15 protein-coding genes and 1 riboswitch are annotated in these 15,869 nt (G+C 59.9%); of the genes, 12 read left to right on the top strand and 3 right to left on the bottom strand.

The window, feature by feature from the left end; translation table 11 throughout:
* Nucleotides 1-46 precede the first annotated feature (46 nt).
* Nucleotides 47-379 (bottom strand): DMT family transporter, encoded by a 333-nt coding sequence (locus PSUM_RS20650; protein ID WP_008055699.1) that lies wholly within the window; start codon nt 377-379, stop codon nt 47-49.
* Nucleotides 380-483: 104 nt separating this feature from the next.
* On the opposite strand from PSUM_RS20650, the gene PSUM_RS20645 reads away from it, so the two are divergent.
* Both PSUM_RS20645 and waaA read left to right on the top strand, forming a co-directional pair.
* Nucleotides 484-1,398 (top strand): LysR family transcriptional regulator, encoded by a 915-nt coding sequence (locus PSUM_RS20645; protein WP_083350046.1) that lies wholly within the window; start codon nt 484-486, stop codon nt 1,396-1,398.
* Nucleotides 1,391-2,668, top strand: coding sequence for a lipid IV(A) 3-deoxy-D-manno-octulosonic acid transferase (gene waaA / locus PSUM_RS20640; protein WP_020801204.1), 1,278 nt, complete (start codon nt 1,391-1,393; stop codon nt 2,666-2,668). The genes PSUM_RS20645 and waaA overlap by 8 nt, the downstream gene beginning before the upstream one ends.
* A gap of 73 nt (nt 2,669-2,741) precedes the next feature.
* Here waaA and PSUM_RS20635 read toward each other — a convergent pair whose 3' ends face one another.
* Nucleotides 2,742-4,175 (bottom strand): TolC family outer membrane protein, encoded by a 1,434-nt coding sequence (locus PSUM_RS20635; RefSeq protein ID WP_020798574.1) that lies wholly within the window; start codon nt 4,173-4,175, stop codon nt 2,742-2,744.
* A 193-nt stretch (nt 4,176-4,368) separates the two neighbouring features.
* Nucleotides 4,369-4,474, top strand: a riboswitch (TPP riboswitch).
* Nucleotides 4,475-4,638: 164 nt separating this feature from the next.
* Here PSUM_RS20635 and thiC point away from each other — a divergent pair.
* Complete coding sequence (thiC, locus tag PSUM_RS20630) at nt 4,639-6,528, top strand: phosphomethylpyrimidine synthase ThiC (protein WP_008063536.1); 1,890 nt, start codon at nt 4,639-4,641, stop codon at nt 6,526-6,528.
* 155 nt (nt 6,529-6,683) lie between these two features.
* Nucleotides 6,684-7,976 (top strand): putative hydroxymethylpyrimidine transporter CytX, encoded by a 1,293-nt coding sequence (cytX, locus tag PSUM_RS20625; protein ID WP_033045662.1) that lies wholly within the window; start codon nt 6,684-6,686, stop codon nt 7,974-7,976.
* On the opposite strand, the gene PSUM_RS20620 is transcribed toward cytX, so the two are convergent.
* On the bottom strand, nt 7,945-8,691 hold the full coding sequence (locus PSUM_RS20620; RefSeq protein ID WP_083350047.1) for an RsiV family protein: 747 nt from the start codon (nt 8,689-8,691) through the stop codon (nt 7,945-7,947). The two genes, cytX and PSUM_RS20620, sit on opposite strands and share 32 nt — an antisense overlap.
* Nucleotides 8,692-8,910: 219 nt before the next feature.
* Here PSUM_RS20620 and PSUM_RS20615 point away from each other — a divergent pair, with 219 nt between their 5' ends.
* The 8 genes from PSUM_RS20615 (at nt 8,911) to PSUM_RS20585 (ending at nt 15,867) form a co-directional block, all read left to right on the top strand.
* Nucleotides 8,911-9,528 (top strand): NUDIX domain-containing protein, encoded by a 618-nt coding sequence (locus PSUM_RS20615; RefSeq protein ID WP_020798570.1) that lies wholly within the window; start codon nt 8,911-8,913, stop codon nt 9,526-9,528.
* The gene (locus PSUM_RS20610) at nt 9,519-9,971 is read left to right on the top strand and encodes a DUF1249 domain-containing protein (protein WP_008063540.1); all 453 of its coding nucleotides are present in this window, start codon (nt 9,519-9,521) and stop codon (nt 9,969-9,971) included. The genes PSUM_RS20615 and PSUM_RS20610 overlap by 10 nt, the downstream gene beginning before the upstream one ends.
* A 98-nt stretch (nt 9,972-10,069) precedes the next feature.
* Nucleotides 10,070-10,885 (top strand): 3',5'-cyclic-AMP phosphodiesterase, encoded by an 816-nt coding sequence (cpdA, locus tag PSUM_RS20605; RefSeq protein ID WP_033045661.1) that lies wholly within the window; start codon nt 10,070-10,072, stop codon nt 10,883-10,885.
* 160 nt (nt 10,886-11,045) lie between these two features.
* Nucleotides 11,046-11,639 carry a hypothetical protein gene (locus PSUM_RS31430; protein ID WP_141195512.1) on the top strand — a complete coding sequence of 198 codons (594 nt, stop codon included), beginning with the start codon at nt 11,046-11,048 and terminating at the stop codon, nt 11,637-11,639.
* A gap of 158 nt (nt 11,640-11,797) precedes the next feature.
* The gene (locus PSUM_RS20600; RefSeq protein ID WP_020798567.1) at nt 11,798-12,406 is read left to right on the top strand and encodes a YqiA/YcfP family alpha/beta fold hydrolase; all 609 of its coding nucleotides are present in this window, start codon (nt 11,798-11,800) and stop codon (nt 12,404-12,406) included.
* Between the two features lie 43 nt (nt 12,407-12,449).
* The gene (gene parE, locus PSUM_RS20595; RefSeq protein ID WP_020798566.1) at nt 12,450-14,357 is read left to right on the top strand and encodes a DNA topoisomerase IV subunit B; all 1,908 of its coding nucleotides are present in this window, start codon (nt 12,450-12,452) and stop codon (nt 14,355-14,357) included.
* Nucleotides 14,357-15,346 carry an esterase-like activity of phytase family protein gene (locus PSUM_RS20590; RefSeq protein ID WP_020798565.1) on the top strand — a complete coding sequence of 330 codons (990 nt, stop codon included), beginning with the start codon at nt 14,357-14,359 and terminating at the stop codon, nt 15,344-15,346. Before parE ends, PSUM_RS20590 begins: the two co-directional genes overlap by 1 nt.
* Nucleotides 15,343-15,867, top strand: coding sequence for a retropepsin-like aspartic protease family protein (locus PSUM_RS20585; RefSeq protein WP_020798564.1), 525 nt, complete (start codon nt 15,343-15,345; stop codon nt 15,865-15,867). The genes PSUM_RS20590 and PSUM_RS20585 overlap by 4 nt, the downstream gene beginning before the upstream one ends.
* Nucleotides 15,868-15,869: the final 2 nt, after the last annotated feature.

Below are 15,869 nucleotides of genomic sequence, written 5' to 3'. Positions count from 1 at the left end.
GCTATCGTCGGAACGCCGCCCGCAGCAAGCCGGCTCCTACAAGGTGTTAATGCCCTGCAGTCTTGGAGAACAGCTGAATCACCACAACCCCCAGCACAATCATCGCCATCCCCAGCATTGCCGGCACATCCAGCTTCTGCCCGTAGATGAACAACGCCGCGACGCTGACCATCACGATGCCCATGCCGGCCCATACCGCGTAAGCGACGCCCACCGGCACGCTGCGCACCACCAGGGTCAGCATCCAGAAGGCGATACCGTAGCCGACGATGACCAGCAGCAGCGGCAACGGCGTACTGAAGCCCTTGACCGCTTTCATCGAAACAGTGGCAATCACTTCGGCGCAGATGGCAATGGCCAGGTAGTAGTAAGCGGTCATGGTTCAATCCTCGTATGAAGTGTTGCTTGCTGAGTTCGGCATTCTAGAGATTCTCCAGATGCGGTAAAGTCATTACCTATCTGTTCAGAAGATGGGTTTGCCCTATGCAATGGAATCTTGAACAACTGCGGCTTTTCGTCGGTGTGGCGGAGCAGCGTTCGTTTTCTGCCGTGGCACGGGACCAGCGCAAAGCCCAGTCGGCGGTTAGCAGCGCGATTGCACTGCTGGAGGAAGACCTGGGCGTGAACCTGTTCGATCGCAGCAGCGGTCGCCAGCCGAAACTCACCGAGGCCGGCAACGCTTTGCTGGAAGAAGCGCGTGAAGTGCTGCGCCAATGCGAGCGCCTCAATGGCCGGGCGCTGGCGATGATGCGCGGCCAGGAAGCTCGCTTGCGCCTGGCACAGGACGAGGCCATGCCGTACCAGCCGGTTATCGAAAGCTTTGAAGCCCTGGCGGAAAAATTTCCCAGCCTTGAAGTGCAACTGACCAGCGCCGCCCAAGGCGATGTGGCGCGCAAACTGGTGGAGCGGCGGGCCGACCTGGGGTTGTTGTTTTATCACGATCAAATTCCTGAAGCCCTGGAACGGCGGGTGCTGGGCAGCGTTGAGATGGTCACGGTGTGTGGCGTCGGGCATCCGTTGGCGGCGAAGGCCGAAGTGAATTGCCAGGAACTGGCGCAGCATCGCCAGCTGCTGATGTCCACGCAGTCCAGCATTTACCCCGGCAGCGAACCGGCCAGCCCGCAGGTCTGGCGGGCCGACAGTTTTTACGTGATGGCCGAATGGCTGGTACGCGGCCTCGGCTGGGCCTGGCTGCCGCGGCACGTGGTGCAGTACTCGGCATACCAGGGCTTGATCGTCGAATTGGCCAGCGAATGGACCCCGCCGGCCTTGGTGGTTGAGTTGGTGTGGCGCCGCGATGAGCCACTCGGGCCGGCCGCTCGATGGTTGGCGGAGCGTTTTGCCGTGCATTTGCAGGCTATCGGTGAAAAAACCGATAAACTCCGCCGCCATGAATAGAACTCTCTACACCGCGCTGTTTTACCTGGGGCTGCCATTGGTGGCGATTCGTCTGTGGCTGCGCTCGCGCAAGGCACCAGCCTATGCCAAGCGCATCGGCGAGCGTTTCTCCTACGGGATGCCGACGATGAAGCCCGGTGGGATCTGGGTACATGCGGTGTCTGTGGGCGAAAGCATTGCCGCCGCGCCGATGATTCGGGCCTTGCTGCAGCGTTACCCACAACTGCCGATCACCGTGACCTGCATGACGCCGACCGGCTCGGAGCGCATCCAGGCGTTGTTCGCCAACGAACCGCGCATCCAGCACTGCTATTTGCCGTACGACTTGCCATGCGCCGCCAAGCGTTTTCTTGATCGGGTCCGGCCGAAGCTGGCAGTGATCATGGAAACCGAGCTCTGGCCCAACCATATCCATCAATGCGCCAGGCGGGGAATTCCCGTGGCCCTGGCCAATGCTCGCCTGTCTGAACGTTCGGCCAGGGGCTATGGCCGCTTCGGTAAGCTGACCGGGCCGATGTTGGGCGAGATGAGCCTGTTCGCGGTGCAGACCGAGGCCGAGGCCCAGCGTTTTCGTGAGTTGGGTGCGCGGGCGGAAACCGTTGAGGTCACCGGCTCGATCAAGTTCGACCTGACCATCGATCCGCAACTGTTGCAACGTGCCGCCGAGTTGCGCGGGCAATGGCAGGCACTGGAACGCCCGGTATGGATCGCCGCCAGTACCCATGATGGCGAAGACGAGGTGGTACTGGCGGCCCATCGCCAGTTGCTGGCGAGCCATCCCGACGCCTTGCTGATTCTGGTGCCGCGCCATCCCGAGCGTTTCAATGCGGTATTCGAACTGTGCCGCCAGCAGGGTTTTGCCACGGTGCGGCGTTCCAGCGCAGAAGCGGTCACCGCCGCCACGTCGGTGCTATTGGGTGACACCATGGGCGAACTGTTGTTTCTCTACGCCCTGGCCGACAGCGCATTCGTTGGCGGCAGCCTGGTGCCTAATGGCGGGCATAACCTGCTTGAGCCGGCGGCTTTGGCCAAACCGGTGCTCAGTGGCCCGCACCTGTTCAACTTCCTTGAAATTGCCGCGCAGTTACGCAGTGCCGGCGCATTGCAGGAGGTTGAGGATGCACAAGGGCTGGCGGTGGCGGTGCAGCGGCTGTTCGAATTTCCGCGGGATGCGCAGCGGATGGCCGAGGCGGGGTTGAAGGTGATGCGCACCAATCAGGGGGCGTTGCAGCGGTTGCTGGATGGATTAGGCCGTTTAATTGACCGCTAACCTGTAGGAGCCGGCTTGCTGGCGATGGCGTTCTTGAAATCGCCCTCGCCAGCAAGCCTGCTCCTACAGTTTCTCAGGGGCGGGCCTTGAGTTGTTCCGCCGCAGCCTTCGCCAGGTCCGGCGGCAGGAAGTCCTTGTCCGGGTTGTAGTTGGGGTTGAGCCAACGTGCCAGATCCTGCAGATCCCCCGGGTTCAATGTACCGGCCTGCTGCTTCAAGCGCAGGTTGTCGAGGATGTAGTCGTAGCGGGTGTTGTTGTAGTCGCGTACCGAGGTGTAGAGCGAACGCTGCGCATCCAGCACGTCGACGATGTTGCGCGTACCTACCTGATAGCCTATTTCCGTCGCTTCCACAGCACTCTGGTTGGAGATGATCGACTGCTTGCGCGCCTGCACCTGCTCGACGTCAGTATTCACCGCACGGTGAAGGTCGCGGGTGTTTTCGACGATTTGCCGGCGCAGGGATTCGCGTTGCTGTTCGGTCTGGTCCAGTTGCGCATAGGACTGGCGCACCTGGGAGTTGATCAGGCCGCCGCTGTAGATCGGGATGTTCAATTGCAGGCCCACGGTGGTTTGCTCGACGTTACCGCCATAGGCCTGGGGAAAGCCGTTCGGGTTGCTGAAACCCAACGCATCGTTGTCGCCTTTTTCGTACTGCGCCACGGCGTCGAGGGTCGGCGCATGTCCAGCCTTGCGCTGTTTGAGTGTTTGCTCGGCAGCGCTGACGGCGTAGTTGCTGGCCAGTAGGTTGAGGTTTTGCTTGGCCGCCGTTTCGACCCAGGCTTTGGCGTCGTTCGGTGCTGGCGGGAGGATCGGCAAGTTGTGGCTGATGCCCTGGATCGAGTTGTACTGGCGGTTGGTCAGTGTCACCAGGGCTTCAAAGGCATCATCCACCTGGCGCTGGGCAACGATGCGATTGGCGCGTGCGGTGTCGTAGCTGGCTTGTGAGTTGAGCACATCGGTCTTGTCCGAGAGCCCGACATCGAAGCGTTCGTTGGACTGATCGAGTTGACGCTTGAACGCGGCTTCCTCGGCCTTGGTCGAGGCAAGGTTGTCCTGGCTGCGCAACACGTTGAAGTAACTGTCGGCGGTCTGCAGGATCAGGTTCTGCTGGGTCGCGGAGAGTTGCAGCGCAGCCTGTTCATTGACGTCCTTGGCGGCCTGGAACTGGAACCAGCGATCGGCGCGGAAAAGCGGTTGCGCCAGGGTTGCCTGGTACGAATGCGCATTGCGGTTGGTCGTGGCCGAAGGCTGGTCGATGGCCGTGCGTACGTTGGAGACATTGGCGCCGCCCGACAGGTTGGGCAGCAAGCCTGCGCGGGCCTGGGGCACGACTTCCTTCTGGGCGCCATATTGGGCGATGGCGGCGGCGAGGTCGGCGTTGTTGTTGACCGCTTCCTGATAGACGCTGACCAGATCGGTCTTGGTCGATAAGGGCGCTTCTGCTGCCCAGGCCATTCCATTGGACGCACAAGACACGGCAAGGGCCAGTGAGAGTTTGCGCAGCATGAGGCGATCCCTAAAAGATTATGCTGATAATTTGAGCGCCAAGGCTACGGCGCGGCACCTGCAGCGTCAATGCGCAGCGTGGCCGTAGCGAGTGTAGTTGCGCGCTCGTCCCGCAACAATCCTGTAATTGCGCCATTCATCACGGTGTTTGCAGCGGTGTTGGCGTTCTTGGGCAGTTATGTCTAGACTGGCCGGGTTCTTGTCGGGGTGCCTTGCTATGAGGCTGAGATCGAATAATTTCGGATCCCGTTGAACCTGATCAGGTTAGCGCCTGCGTAGGGAACAAGATTTCTCGTCACCCGGCGAGTCCTCTTGTGCTTCGTCCGGGATGTTGTTCGACAATCGAACACCCCTCGAGCACTGAGCACAGCACAGCTGGTTTTCCCAGCGCACGTGCGTCCATTCGTTTACAGGTTCGCTCCGACAAAATTCCACTGCCTGGATGCTGTCTGGAGAGCCCGTGATGACTACAAAAGCAAAAATCGCCACCAACCTGAGTGACTCGGCCAAGGTCGATCAACAATCGGTTCAGCCGTTTACCCGTTCGCAAAAAATCTATGTCCAGGGTACTCGCCCGGACATCCTCGTGCCGATGCGCGAAATCAGCCTGGACGTGACGCCGACCGACTTCGGAGGCGAGGTCAACGCGCCGGTGGTGGTGTACGACACCTCGGGCCCTTACACCGATCCCAATGTCATCATCGATGTGCGCAAAGGCTTGGCCGATGTGCGCTCGCCATGGATCGAATCCCGCGGTGACACCGAGCGCCTGAGTGGCCTGAGTTCCAATTTCGGCCAGGAGCGCCTTGCCGATCCGGAACTGACCAAGCTGCGCTTCGCCCACGTCAACAACCCGCGTCGCGCCAAGCCGGGCGCCAACGTCAGCCAGATGCATTACGCGCGCAAAGGCATCATCACCGCCGAGATGGAATACGTCGCCATCCGCGAAAACATGAAGCTGGAAGTGGCCCGCGCCGCCGGCCTGCTGGACCAGCAACACGCCGGACACAGCTTCGGCGCCAGCGTGCCGAAAATCATCACGCCAGAGTTTGTCCGTGACGAGATTGCCCGCGGTCGCGCGATCATTCCGGCCAACATCAACCACACCGAGCTGGAGCCGATGATCATCGGCCGTAACTTCCTGGTGAAGATCAACGGCAACATAGGCAACAGTGCCCTGGGTTCGTCAATCGAAGAAGAAGTGGCGAAACTGACCTGGGGCATTCGCTGGGGTTCGGACACGGTCATGGACCTGTCCACCGGCAAGCACATTCACGAAACTCGCGAATGGATCATCCGCAACTCGCCGGTACCAATCGGCACCGTGCCGATCTACCAGGCCCTGGAAAAAGTCGGTGGTGTGGCCGAAGACCTGACCTGGGAGCTGTTCCGCGACACGCTGATCGAGCAAGCCGAGCAGGGTGTCGACTACTTCACCATCCACGCCGGAGTGTTGCTGCGCTACGTGCCGATGACCGCCAAGCGCGTGACCGGCATCGTTTCCCGTGGCGGTTCGATCATGGCCAAGTGGTGCCTGGCGCACCACAAGGAGAACTTCCTCTACACCCATTTCGAAGACATCTGCGAAATCATGAAGGCCTACGACGTCAGCTTCTCGCTGGGCGATGGCCTGCGTCCGGGCTCGATTGCCGATGCCAACGACGAAGCGCAGTTCGGCGAACTGGAAACCCTCGGCGAGCTGACCAAGATCGCCTGGAAGCACGACGTGCAGTGCATGATCGAAGGCCCGGGCCACGTGCCGATGCAGTTGATCAAGGAGAACATGGACAAGCAGCTCGAGTGCTGCGACGAGGCGCCGTTCTACACCCTCGGCCCGCTGACCACCGACATTGCGCCGGGCTACGACCACATCACCTCCGGCATCGGTGCGGCGATGATCGGCTGGTTCGGTTGCGCGATGCTGTGCTACGTGACGCCGAAAGAGCACTTGGGCCTGCCGAACAAGGATGACGTGAAGACCGGGATCATCACCTACAAGATCGCCGCGCACGCCGCCGATCTGGCCAAAGGACATCCCGGAGCGCAGATCCGCGACAATGCCTTGAGCAAGGCGCGTTTCGAATTCCGTTGGGAAGACCAGTTCAACCTGGGCCTGGATCCGGACACCGCTCGTTCGTATCACGATGAGACGTTGCCGAAGGATTCGGCCAAGGTCGCGCACTTCTGCTCCATGTGCGGGCCGAAATTCTGCTCGATGAAGATCACCCAGGAAGTCCGCGAGTATGCGGCCAACCAACGGATCGAAGCGGTGGACGTGGACGTCGCCCAAGGCATGGCCGAACAGGCCGAGCGCTTCAAGCAGGAAGGCAGTCAGCTTTACCAGAAAGTTTGATCTGACAACCTCGTGCTGATCGTTCCCACGCTCTGCGTGGGAATGCAGCCCGTGACGCTCCGCGCCACTGGACGCAGAGCGTCCCTTGAGGCATTCCCACGCAGAGCGTGGGAACGATCACACATCACAACAAATGTCCCTCTGAGATAACACCCTTGAGCATTCAACCGAGTACTTATTCACCTGGCATCGCGGTGCCAGCCGACAAGCGTGTGTTCGGCGGTCGCGATCTGTTTTCCCTGTGGTTCTCTCTCGGCATCGGCCTGATGGTCTTGCAGACCGGTGCGCTGCTCGCACCAGGCCTGGGTCTGTCCGGCTCGTTGCTGGCTATTTTCCTCGGCACGCTGGTCGGCGTCCTGTTGCTGGCCGCCGTCGGCGTGATCGGCAGCGATACCGGCCTGTCGTCGATGGCCGCGCTCAAGCTCAGCCTGGGCAATCGTGGTGCGAGCCTGCCAGCCGTACTGAACCTGCTGCAGCTGATCGGTTGGGGCTCGTTCGAGATCATCGTCATGCGCGATGCCGCCAGCCTGTTGGGCGCAAAGGCCTTCAGCGATGGCAGTGCGCTGTCCAATCCAGTGCTGTGGACGCTGTTTTTCGGCGCGCTTGCGACCCTGTTGGCCGTCAGCGGCCCCTTGACCTTCGTGCGCCAGATCCTGCGCAAATGGGGCATCTGGCTGCTGCTGGCAGCGTGCACCTGGCTGACCTGGAACCTGTTCGCCAAGGCCGACCTGGCCGCCTTGTGGGCCCAGGCAGGCGACGGTTCGATGCCGTTTGCCGTGGGTTTTGACATTGCCATCGCGATGCCGCTGTCGTGGCTGCCGCTGATCGCCGACTACTCGCGTTTCGGCAAGCGGGCGAAAAACGTTTTCGGTGGTACCGCAATCGGCTTCTTTATCGGTAACTTCTGGCTGATGAGCCTGGGCGTGGCCTACACTCTGGCGTTCGCGCCGAGCGGTGAAGTCAATGCCTTGCTGTTGGCATTGGCGGGCGCGGGCCTGGGTATTCCACTGTTGCTGATTTTGCTGGACGAATCGGAAAACGCCTTCGCCGACATTCACTCGGCAGCCGTTTCCAGCGGGATTCTATTGCGCCTGAAAGTCGAGCACCTGGCCTTGGCCATTGGCGTGATCTGCACCCTGATCGCCTTGCTGGCACCACTGGCCCAGTACCAGAACTTCCTGCTGTTGATCGGCTCGGTGTTCGCGCCGCTGTTCGGCGTGGTGCTGGTGGATCACTTCATCCTGCGCAAGCGCAGTGGCCAGGTTGCCTCAGCTGCATTGCGCTGGCCGGCGCTGCTCGCCTGGTTGGGCGGGGTCAGCACCTATCACCTGCTGGCTAATCTGTATCCGGATATTGGCGCAACCCTGCCGGCGTTGATCCTCGCAGGGCTGCTGCAGTTGGTGCTGGGGCGGGCCTTCAGTTACGGCCAGGAAACAGCTCGGGCTTGATGATGCCGTTCAGGCGAGGGTAGGGGATCTTCAATTCGACATGGCCCAGCGCGTAAGGCGCGATGCTGCTGGTTTCGTACTTGAGGATCACCCCGCCATAGGTCAGCGCCACGTTCTGGGTTTTCTGGAACGGCCAGCTCTTGACGAACTCCGGTTCCTGATCGAGCTTGGTGCTGATCAACCAGCTGTTGTGCGCCACCTGCGCCGCTTTCCAGAACGCCTCTTCCTGCCCTGGCACCAGCATGTCCGAAAGCGTCAGCACTTTCTGCTGTTGGCGCGAGTAGTTGATGAAACCTCGTCCCGGTGTGCCATGGGCGCCGCCGGTGTCCAGGTAACTGGACAATTCGATGATCACCAGTCCGTCATGCTGTTCACGTACCTTGGCCTGCAAATAGCTGCTGTTGCGCGGGCCGGCGGTGCGCAAAAATTGTTCGCGATAGGCCGCCAGTGTCGGCGCCACCGGGGCGTCGGGCGAGGGGCGGGTCATTTGCAGCAGGCGTTTTTCGATGATGCCGTCAAGCGCAGGCTCGGCGGGAAAGTGCAGGGTGTCGATGTTCACCAGCGGGCAGTCCTGGTCCGAACAGCCTGGCTTGAGCTGCTCGGTGGCGTCGCGGGTGGTTTCCAGCGGCGCGCGATAATTGGGCTGGAACAGGCTCTGGCAAGCGCCAAGGGTCAGGGCGAGAGCGGCCACGGAGGCAATTTTAAAAAGTGACATGGGTGTCCTTGATAAAACAGGGAAAGGCAAAAAGTTACCCGCTTCGACTATCAACGGAGCAGTCAGTTCGCCACTAAGCTAATTAGAGTGGGTTTCGTACTCACCGTCTATCTCGATGAAGGTAAAGGGGCTGCATCAAACCTCACGGGCGCGTTAGGATGGCGCGAAGTCGAGGTTCCGGGAATGAACCTCGTATCGGTTTGAAGTAAGAGGATAGTCATGACTGATTTTGCCAAAGCCATTCCGACCGCCGTGGATATCGTTCGGCGTGAAAAGTGCTTCGAGGGTTTCTACAAGCTCGATCGCGTGCACTTGCGCCACGAATTGTTCGCCGGCGGCATGAGTCGCGAGATCAGCCGTGAACTGTTCGTGCGCCACGATGCGGTGTGCATGCTGCCCTATGACCCGAAGCGCGACGAAGTGGTACTGATCGAGCAGTTTCGCGTCGGCGCCATGGGCAAGACTGACAATCCATGGCTGATCGAACTGGTCGCTGGTCTGATCGACAAGGATGAGCAACCGGAAGAAGTTGCTCACCGCGAAGCGCAGGAGGAAGCTGGGCTTGTGATTGGGGCACTGTGGCCGATGACCCGATATTTTCCATCGCCGGGCGGCAGCAATGAATTCGTGCATTTGTACCTCGGACGTTGCGATAGTAGTGGGGTAGGCGGCCTGCATGGGCTGGAGGAAGAGGCTGAAGATATCCGCGTCACGGTGTGGGCGTTTGAAGATGCCCTGCAAGCCGTACGCGACGGACGTATTGCCAACGCGCCCAGCATCATTGCCTTGCAATGGCTGGCACTGAACCGCGTTGAAGTGAGGGGGTTATGGTCGTAAACAAGTTGCGCGATCGCTATCGGGTGGACCTCGTGGGGCTGCAGGCGTCCTGTGAGGCGAACTACGCGCGCCTTATGCGACTGTTGCCGGACATGCGCAGCGAGCCAGCGGCGCGGCGGATTGCCGTGACCCATGGCGACCAGATGCTGGGCGTGCTGGCGCTGGAAGTGCTGCAGGTTTGTCCCTACACCACGACCCTGCAGGTGCGGCAGGAACACAGCCTGCCGTGGCTGCCGGTGCCGCAACTGGAAGTGCAGGTCTATCACGACGCGTGCATGGCCGAAGTGGTCAGCGCCGAACATGCACGGCGCTTTCGCGGCATCTATCCTTACCCGAACGCCTCGATGCACCAGCCCGACGAAAAGGCCCAGCTGAACATGTTTCTGGGCGAGTGGCTGAGCCATTGCCTGGCACTGGGGCATGAGTACGAAGTCGTCCGTTAGTTGTGAACTGCGTCAGGTTCACAGGTTTCCCCTTTCGATCGTCTCCCAGCATAATCACGTCTCTCACCCAATCCGTGTTCACGCCCTGGGAGAACACCTTGCCGAGCGTATCCTCATTGACCAGCGCCGATCCGGCATTCCTGGTGCAACTCTCCGACAGTCATCTGTTTGGCGAGGTGCACGGCACGCTGTTGGGCATGAATACCCGCGACAGTCTGCAAAAAGTCATTGAATTGGTGCGAGTGCAGCAGTCGCAGATCGATCTGCTCCTGGCCACGGGCGATCTGTCCCAGGACGGTACTCTTGCGTCATACCAGCAGTTTCGTGAATTGACCCGGCAGCTCGACGCGCCGGCCCGTTGGATTCCCGGCAACCACGACGAGCCGCAAATCATGGCCGAGGCCGCGGTGCAAAGTGCTTTGCTGGACTCGGTGGTGGATATCGGCAACTGGCGGGTCACACTGCTCGACTCGGCAGTACCCGGCTCGGTGCCGGGGTATTTGCAGGACGAACAGTTACAACTGCTGGCTCGTTCATTGAGCGAAGCACCGGAGCGGCACCATCTGGTGTGCTTGCACCACCACCCCGTATCGATCGGCTGTGCGTGGATGGAGCCCATCGGGCTGCGTAATCCTGAAGCTTTTTTTGAGGTTCTGGATCGCTTTCCACAGGTGCGCGCCGTGCTGTGGGGGCATGTGCATCAGGAAATCGATCAATTGCGTAACAACGTGCGTCTGATTGCCTCGCCATCGACCTGCATTCAGTTCGAACCGGGCAGTGAGGATTTCAAGGTCGGAGAGCAGGCTCCGGGGTATCGCTGGTTACGGCTGTTGCCGGATGGGCGGCTTGAAACCGGTGTGGAGCGGGTGACCGGGTTCAATTTTCAGGTGGATTACGGATCAAACGGCTACTGAGTTGTTTGTTATTGGGGAATCCGCAGGCGCGCTTTCATTCTGAGTCTCTTGGGGCAGGACTGCCCCCTATGAGAAATTTACTTATTATTATGGAGTTGCACCATAATTAATATTGACAGTAGGGTCTGTTACTTTTGAATGCGGATTTAGGTTTAATAGCATGCTGTCATCTCGGTTTGATTCAGTCATATCAAGTAATCAAGTTCTTTCAGAGCATACCGTCGAGGGTGCGGGTTCTCAGAGGGCGTCAGTGCTTTCTGAGAATACTTTGAGTGTGCAGCAAACATCTCGAAGTATGTGTAAGGCTAATGATGCAGGTGTTGACCGTCAGTGCATTACTAATGCGTGTGAAGTGAATGCAGAAAATAATGGTGTCCGGGTTTTAATGTCTGCTCTGGTTTCAGTAGGGAACGTGGTTTCTACAGGTTTTGTCAGGCAGGAAATAAATAAAGTTATTGTCAGGGACGATATTCATGTTCCACAAGGTTCAATGCCACACGATAGAAAAATGTGCGACGAGGGGCAAAGGATACGCCTGAATGATGAGTATCACCCTCTTCACCATACTGTCTTCCTTCAGGGCACCCCGGAGCGTTTAGGCATTCATCATCAACTATCGCTGCCAGTTTCTCCTTCAATGCTTACTGAAAAACTTATCGAAGTAATACGTGAGAAAAATGAAAAGGAGCAGCGAGCGTCTCAAGCGGAAAAAAATGGCTATGTTTGTCAGGTGGGGAGTGTCATGACGACATAAAATCGATGCCCTAAAGTCTATGCTCCAAAGTGGATGGACTTCCGGGCTGGGCCCGGTACGCCCGCGTAAATATCGTGAGGCAAAGGCTGTCCCTGCACAGGTCATCTGATTTTCCCTGTAAACTCCGCTTCTTTTCACCCGACGCTCAGGGAGTTCAAATGTCCGGCTCGATCCTTTATATCCATGGCTTCAACAGTGCGCCGGCGTCGAAAAAGGCCACTCAGTTGAGTGACGTGATGGAGCGCCTGGGCTTGAGCGACCATCTGCGTGTGCCGGCCCTGCATCACCATCCCCGCGAGGCCATTGGCCAGCTGGAGCAGGCGATTGAAGCGCTCGGACGACCGCTGCTGGTCGGAAGCTCACTCGGCGGCTACTATGCGACTCACCTGGCCGAGCGCCATGGCTTGAAAGCCCTGTTGATCAACCCTGCCGTCAGCCCGCATCGGATGTTCGACGGGTTCCTGGGTACACAGAAAAACCTGTATACCGAACAGACTTGGGAAATGACCCACGACCACGTGACGGCCCTCGCCGAGCTGGAAGTGCCGGCACCCCAGGACCCACAGCGCTATCAGGTATGGTTGCAGACCGGTGACGAAACGCTGGACTATCGCCTTGCCCAGCAGTATTACCGGGCTTGTGCCTTACGCATCCAGGCGGGTGGCGACCATGGTTTCCAGGGTTTCGCCGAGCGGCTTCCGGCAATGCTGAGTTTTGCCGGCATTGGCGCAGATTTGTACCAGGCGATTGATTTCACCGCGCTGTGAAACCTTGCCCCTATTTTCAATGAAAGACTGACGACGAGACCCCATGGCCACTCCCAGCGCTAGCTCTTATAACGCCGACGCCATCGAAGTCCTCTCGGGCCTCGACCCGGTGCGTAAACGCCCCGGCATGTACACCGATACCAGTCGGCCGAACCACCTCGCCCAGGAAGTCATCGACAACAGTGTCGACGAAGCCTTGGCCGGGCATGCCAAATCGGTGCAGGTCATCCTCCACGCCGATCACTCGCTGGAAGTCAGCGATGACGGCCGTGGCATGCCAGTGGATATCCATCCCGAAGAAGGCGTTTCGGGCGTCGAACTGATCCTCACCAAGCTTCATGCGGGCGGCAAGTTCTCCAACAAGAACTACCAGTTCTCCGGCGGTCTGCACGGGGTGGGTATTTCGGTGGTCAACGCCTTGTCGACCGAAGTCCGGGTGCGTGTAAAACGTGACGGCAACGAATACCAGATGACCTTCGCCGACGGTTACAAGAAAACCGAGCTGGAAATCGTCGGTACGGTTGGCAAGCGCAACACCGGGACCAGCGTGTTCTTCGCCCCGGACCCGAAATACTTCGATTCTCCGAAATTCTCCATCAGCCGCCTCAAGCACGTGCTCAAGGCCAAGGCCGTCCTGTGCCCGGGGTTGCTGGTCAGTTTTGAAGACAAGGCCAGCGGCGAGAAAGTCGAATGGCATTACGAAGATGGCCTGCGTTCCTACCTGGTCGATGCCGTCAGCGAATTCGAGCGTCTGCCGGACGAGCCGTTCTGCGGCAGCCTGGCCGGTAACAAGGAAGCCGTGGACTGGGCGCTGCTGTGGCTGCCGGAAGGTGGCGACGCGGTGCAGGAAAGCTACGTCAACCTGATCCCGACCGCCCAGGGCGGTACTCACGTCAACGGCCTGCGCCAAGGCTTGCTCGACGCCATGCGCGAGTTCTGCGAGTTCCGCAGCCTGTTGCCACGCGGTGTGAAGCTGGCGCCGGAAGACGTCTGGGAGCGCATCGCTTTTGTGCTGTCGATGAAGATGCAGGAGCCGCAATTCTCCGGGCAGACCAAGGAACGTCTGTCGTCCCGGGAAGCGGCGGCGTTCGTCTCTGGCGTGGTCAAGGACGCCTTCAGCCTGTGGCTCAACGCCCACCCGGAAACCGGTCTGGCGCTGGCAGAACTGGCGATCAGCAACGCCGGTCGTCGCCTGAAGGCCAGCAAAAAGGTCGAGCGCAAGCGCATCACCCAGGGGCCGGCATTGCCGGGCAAGCTCGCCGATTGCGCCGGGCAGGACCCGATGCGTTCCGAGTTGTTCCTGGTGGAAGGTGATTCCGCTGGCGGTTCGGCCAAGCAGGCGCGGGACAAAGAGTTCCAGGCGATCCTGCCGTTGCGCGGCAAGATCCTCAATACCTGGGAAGTCGACGGCAGCGAAGTGCTGGCCAGCCAGGAAGTGCACAACATTGCCGTGGCCATTGGCGTCGATCCGGGCGCCGCGGACATGAGCCAGCTGCGCTACGGCAAGATCTGCATCCTCGCTGACGCCGACTCCGACGGGCTGCACATTGCAACGCTGCTCTGTGCATTGTTCGTCCAGCATTTCCGCCCATTGGTGGACGCTGGTCACGTCTACGTCGCCATGCCGCCGCTGTACCGTATCGACCTGGGCAAAGAGATCTACTACGCCTTGGATGAAGCCGAGCGCGACGGGATTCTCGATCGCCTGGTGGCCGAGAAGAAACGCGGCAAGCCGCAGGTCACTCGATTCAAAGGCCTGGGTGAGATGAACCCACCGCAGTTGCGCGAAACCACCATGGACCCCAATACCCGGCGTCTGGTGCAGCTGACCCTCGGTGAGGATTTCGCCGCGACTTCGGAAATGATGGACATGCTGCTGGCGAAAAAGCGCGCCGGTGACCGCAAGAACTGGCTGGAGTCCAAGGGCAACCTGGCGGAGGTGCTGGGCTGATGCGGCTGGGCTTTGCCCTGGCGTGTGCGTTGCTGCTGACCTCGATGACGGTGTCTGCCAAGCCGACACCGCAGTTGCGCCTGTTGTCCGAACATGCCGTGGACGGCATGCGCGGTGGCAACCTGTCCGGGCTGGCCCAGTGCGGCAACGAGCTGTGGACAGTCTCCGACCGCGACGACGATCAGATCTACCGCCTGGAGACTGGCGAGGGTGCCTGGCACGCGGAAGCGGTGGGCATCGGTGTCCCGCCCGTACCCGACAGCGGCTTGCCCTGGGGGTTGCGTTCGCGGGCCTGGGTGTCGTCGTTCGTGCGTGGCGGTGACTTGGACTTCGAAGGGATCACCTGCGACAGCGCCGGAAATCGCTACGTGGTTAGTGAGTCCCATGCGGCGGTGCTGCAAATTCCGCCAACCGGACCGACCTCCTGGCTGAAGATTTCGCCGATCATGGTTCGCGAGGCCCGGGCCAGTGGGCTGTTGCTGCGTTTCAATGCATTGTTCGAAGGCCTGGCGATCAATCCGCAAGGTGACCAGTTGTGGTTGGCTGCCGAGCGCGAGAGTCGCGGGTTGCTACTGATCAAGCGCAAGCAAACCGTGTGGGACTGCGACGGCGGTTGTGTGCTGTTGAGTGAAGGGGGAAAGGAAATGCAACCTGCACAATTTCCCAGCGCCAGAGCGATGCCCCGGGATTTTGCCGATTTGTCATGGTTCGACGGCAAGTTGTTTACCCTCGAGCGCAACGCGTACGAGATTTGTCGTCGTGATGCGGTGACTGCCAAAGTCGAACGCTGCTGGTCCTTTGCCGATGAGGCATTGCAGGAAAATCGTCGTTATCCCCAGGGCTTTGCACTGACCGAAGCGTTGATCGTGGACGCCGAGGGTGCCTGGATCGGTGTCGATAACAACAACGGTGCCCGCGCCGATGGCGAGGTACGTCCGATCGTCTGGCGCTTCGCTGCACCTGAAGGTGGCTGGAGTGCCAAGCCATGAGCCAGCAAACGCCGGGCAAACGTGCCGGTCGCGTCTTGATGGTCTTGGCCTGGTGCGCCGCGTTGTTCCTGGCGACGCGTTTTTTCGGCCAGTGGGAAGAGCGTCAGCAAAACCCGAATGTGGTAGTGAGCTCGGAGCTCGGCGATGGTTTCGTCGAAGTGAAACTGATCGGCAACGGCCAGGGACATTTCGTTGCCAGCGGCCATATCAATGGTCAGCCGGTGAATTTCATGCTCGATACCGGGGCGACCGATGTGGCGATCCCGGCACAATTGGCGCAGCGGCTGAAACTGGAACAAGGCTTCGGGGTGACCCTGAGCACCGCCAATGGTCGCACCGAGGGTTATCGAACCCGCGTCGACCGGCTGCAACTGGGCGATATTGTGTTGCGTGATGTGCGCGCCATCGTCGTGCCAGGCCTGGATGGCGATCAAGTGCTGCTCGGTATGAGCGCGCTGAACAAACTTGAATTTACCCAGCGCGGTGGCACCATGCTGCTGCGCCAGACAACGAACCGATGAGG

It is taken from the genome of Pseudomonas umsongensis, assembly GCF_002236105.1.
Taxonomy (GTDB): Bacteria; Pseudomonadota; Gammaproteobacteria; order Pseudomonadales; family Pseudomonadaceae; genus Aquipseudomonas; species Aquipseudomonas umsongensis.
This window is presented reverse-complemented; position numbering and strand designations above follow the sequence as displayed.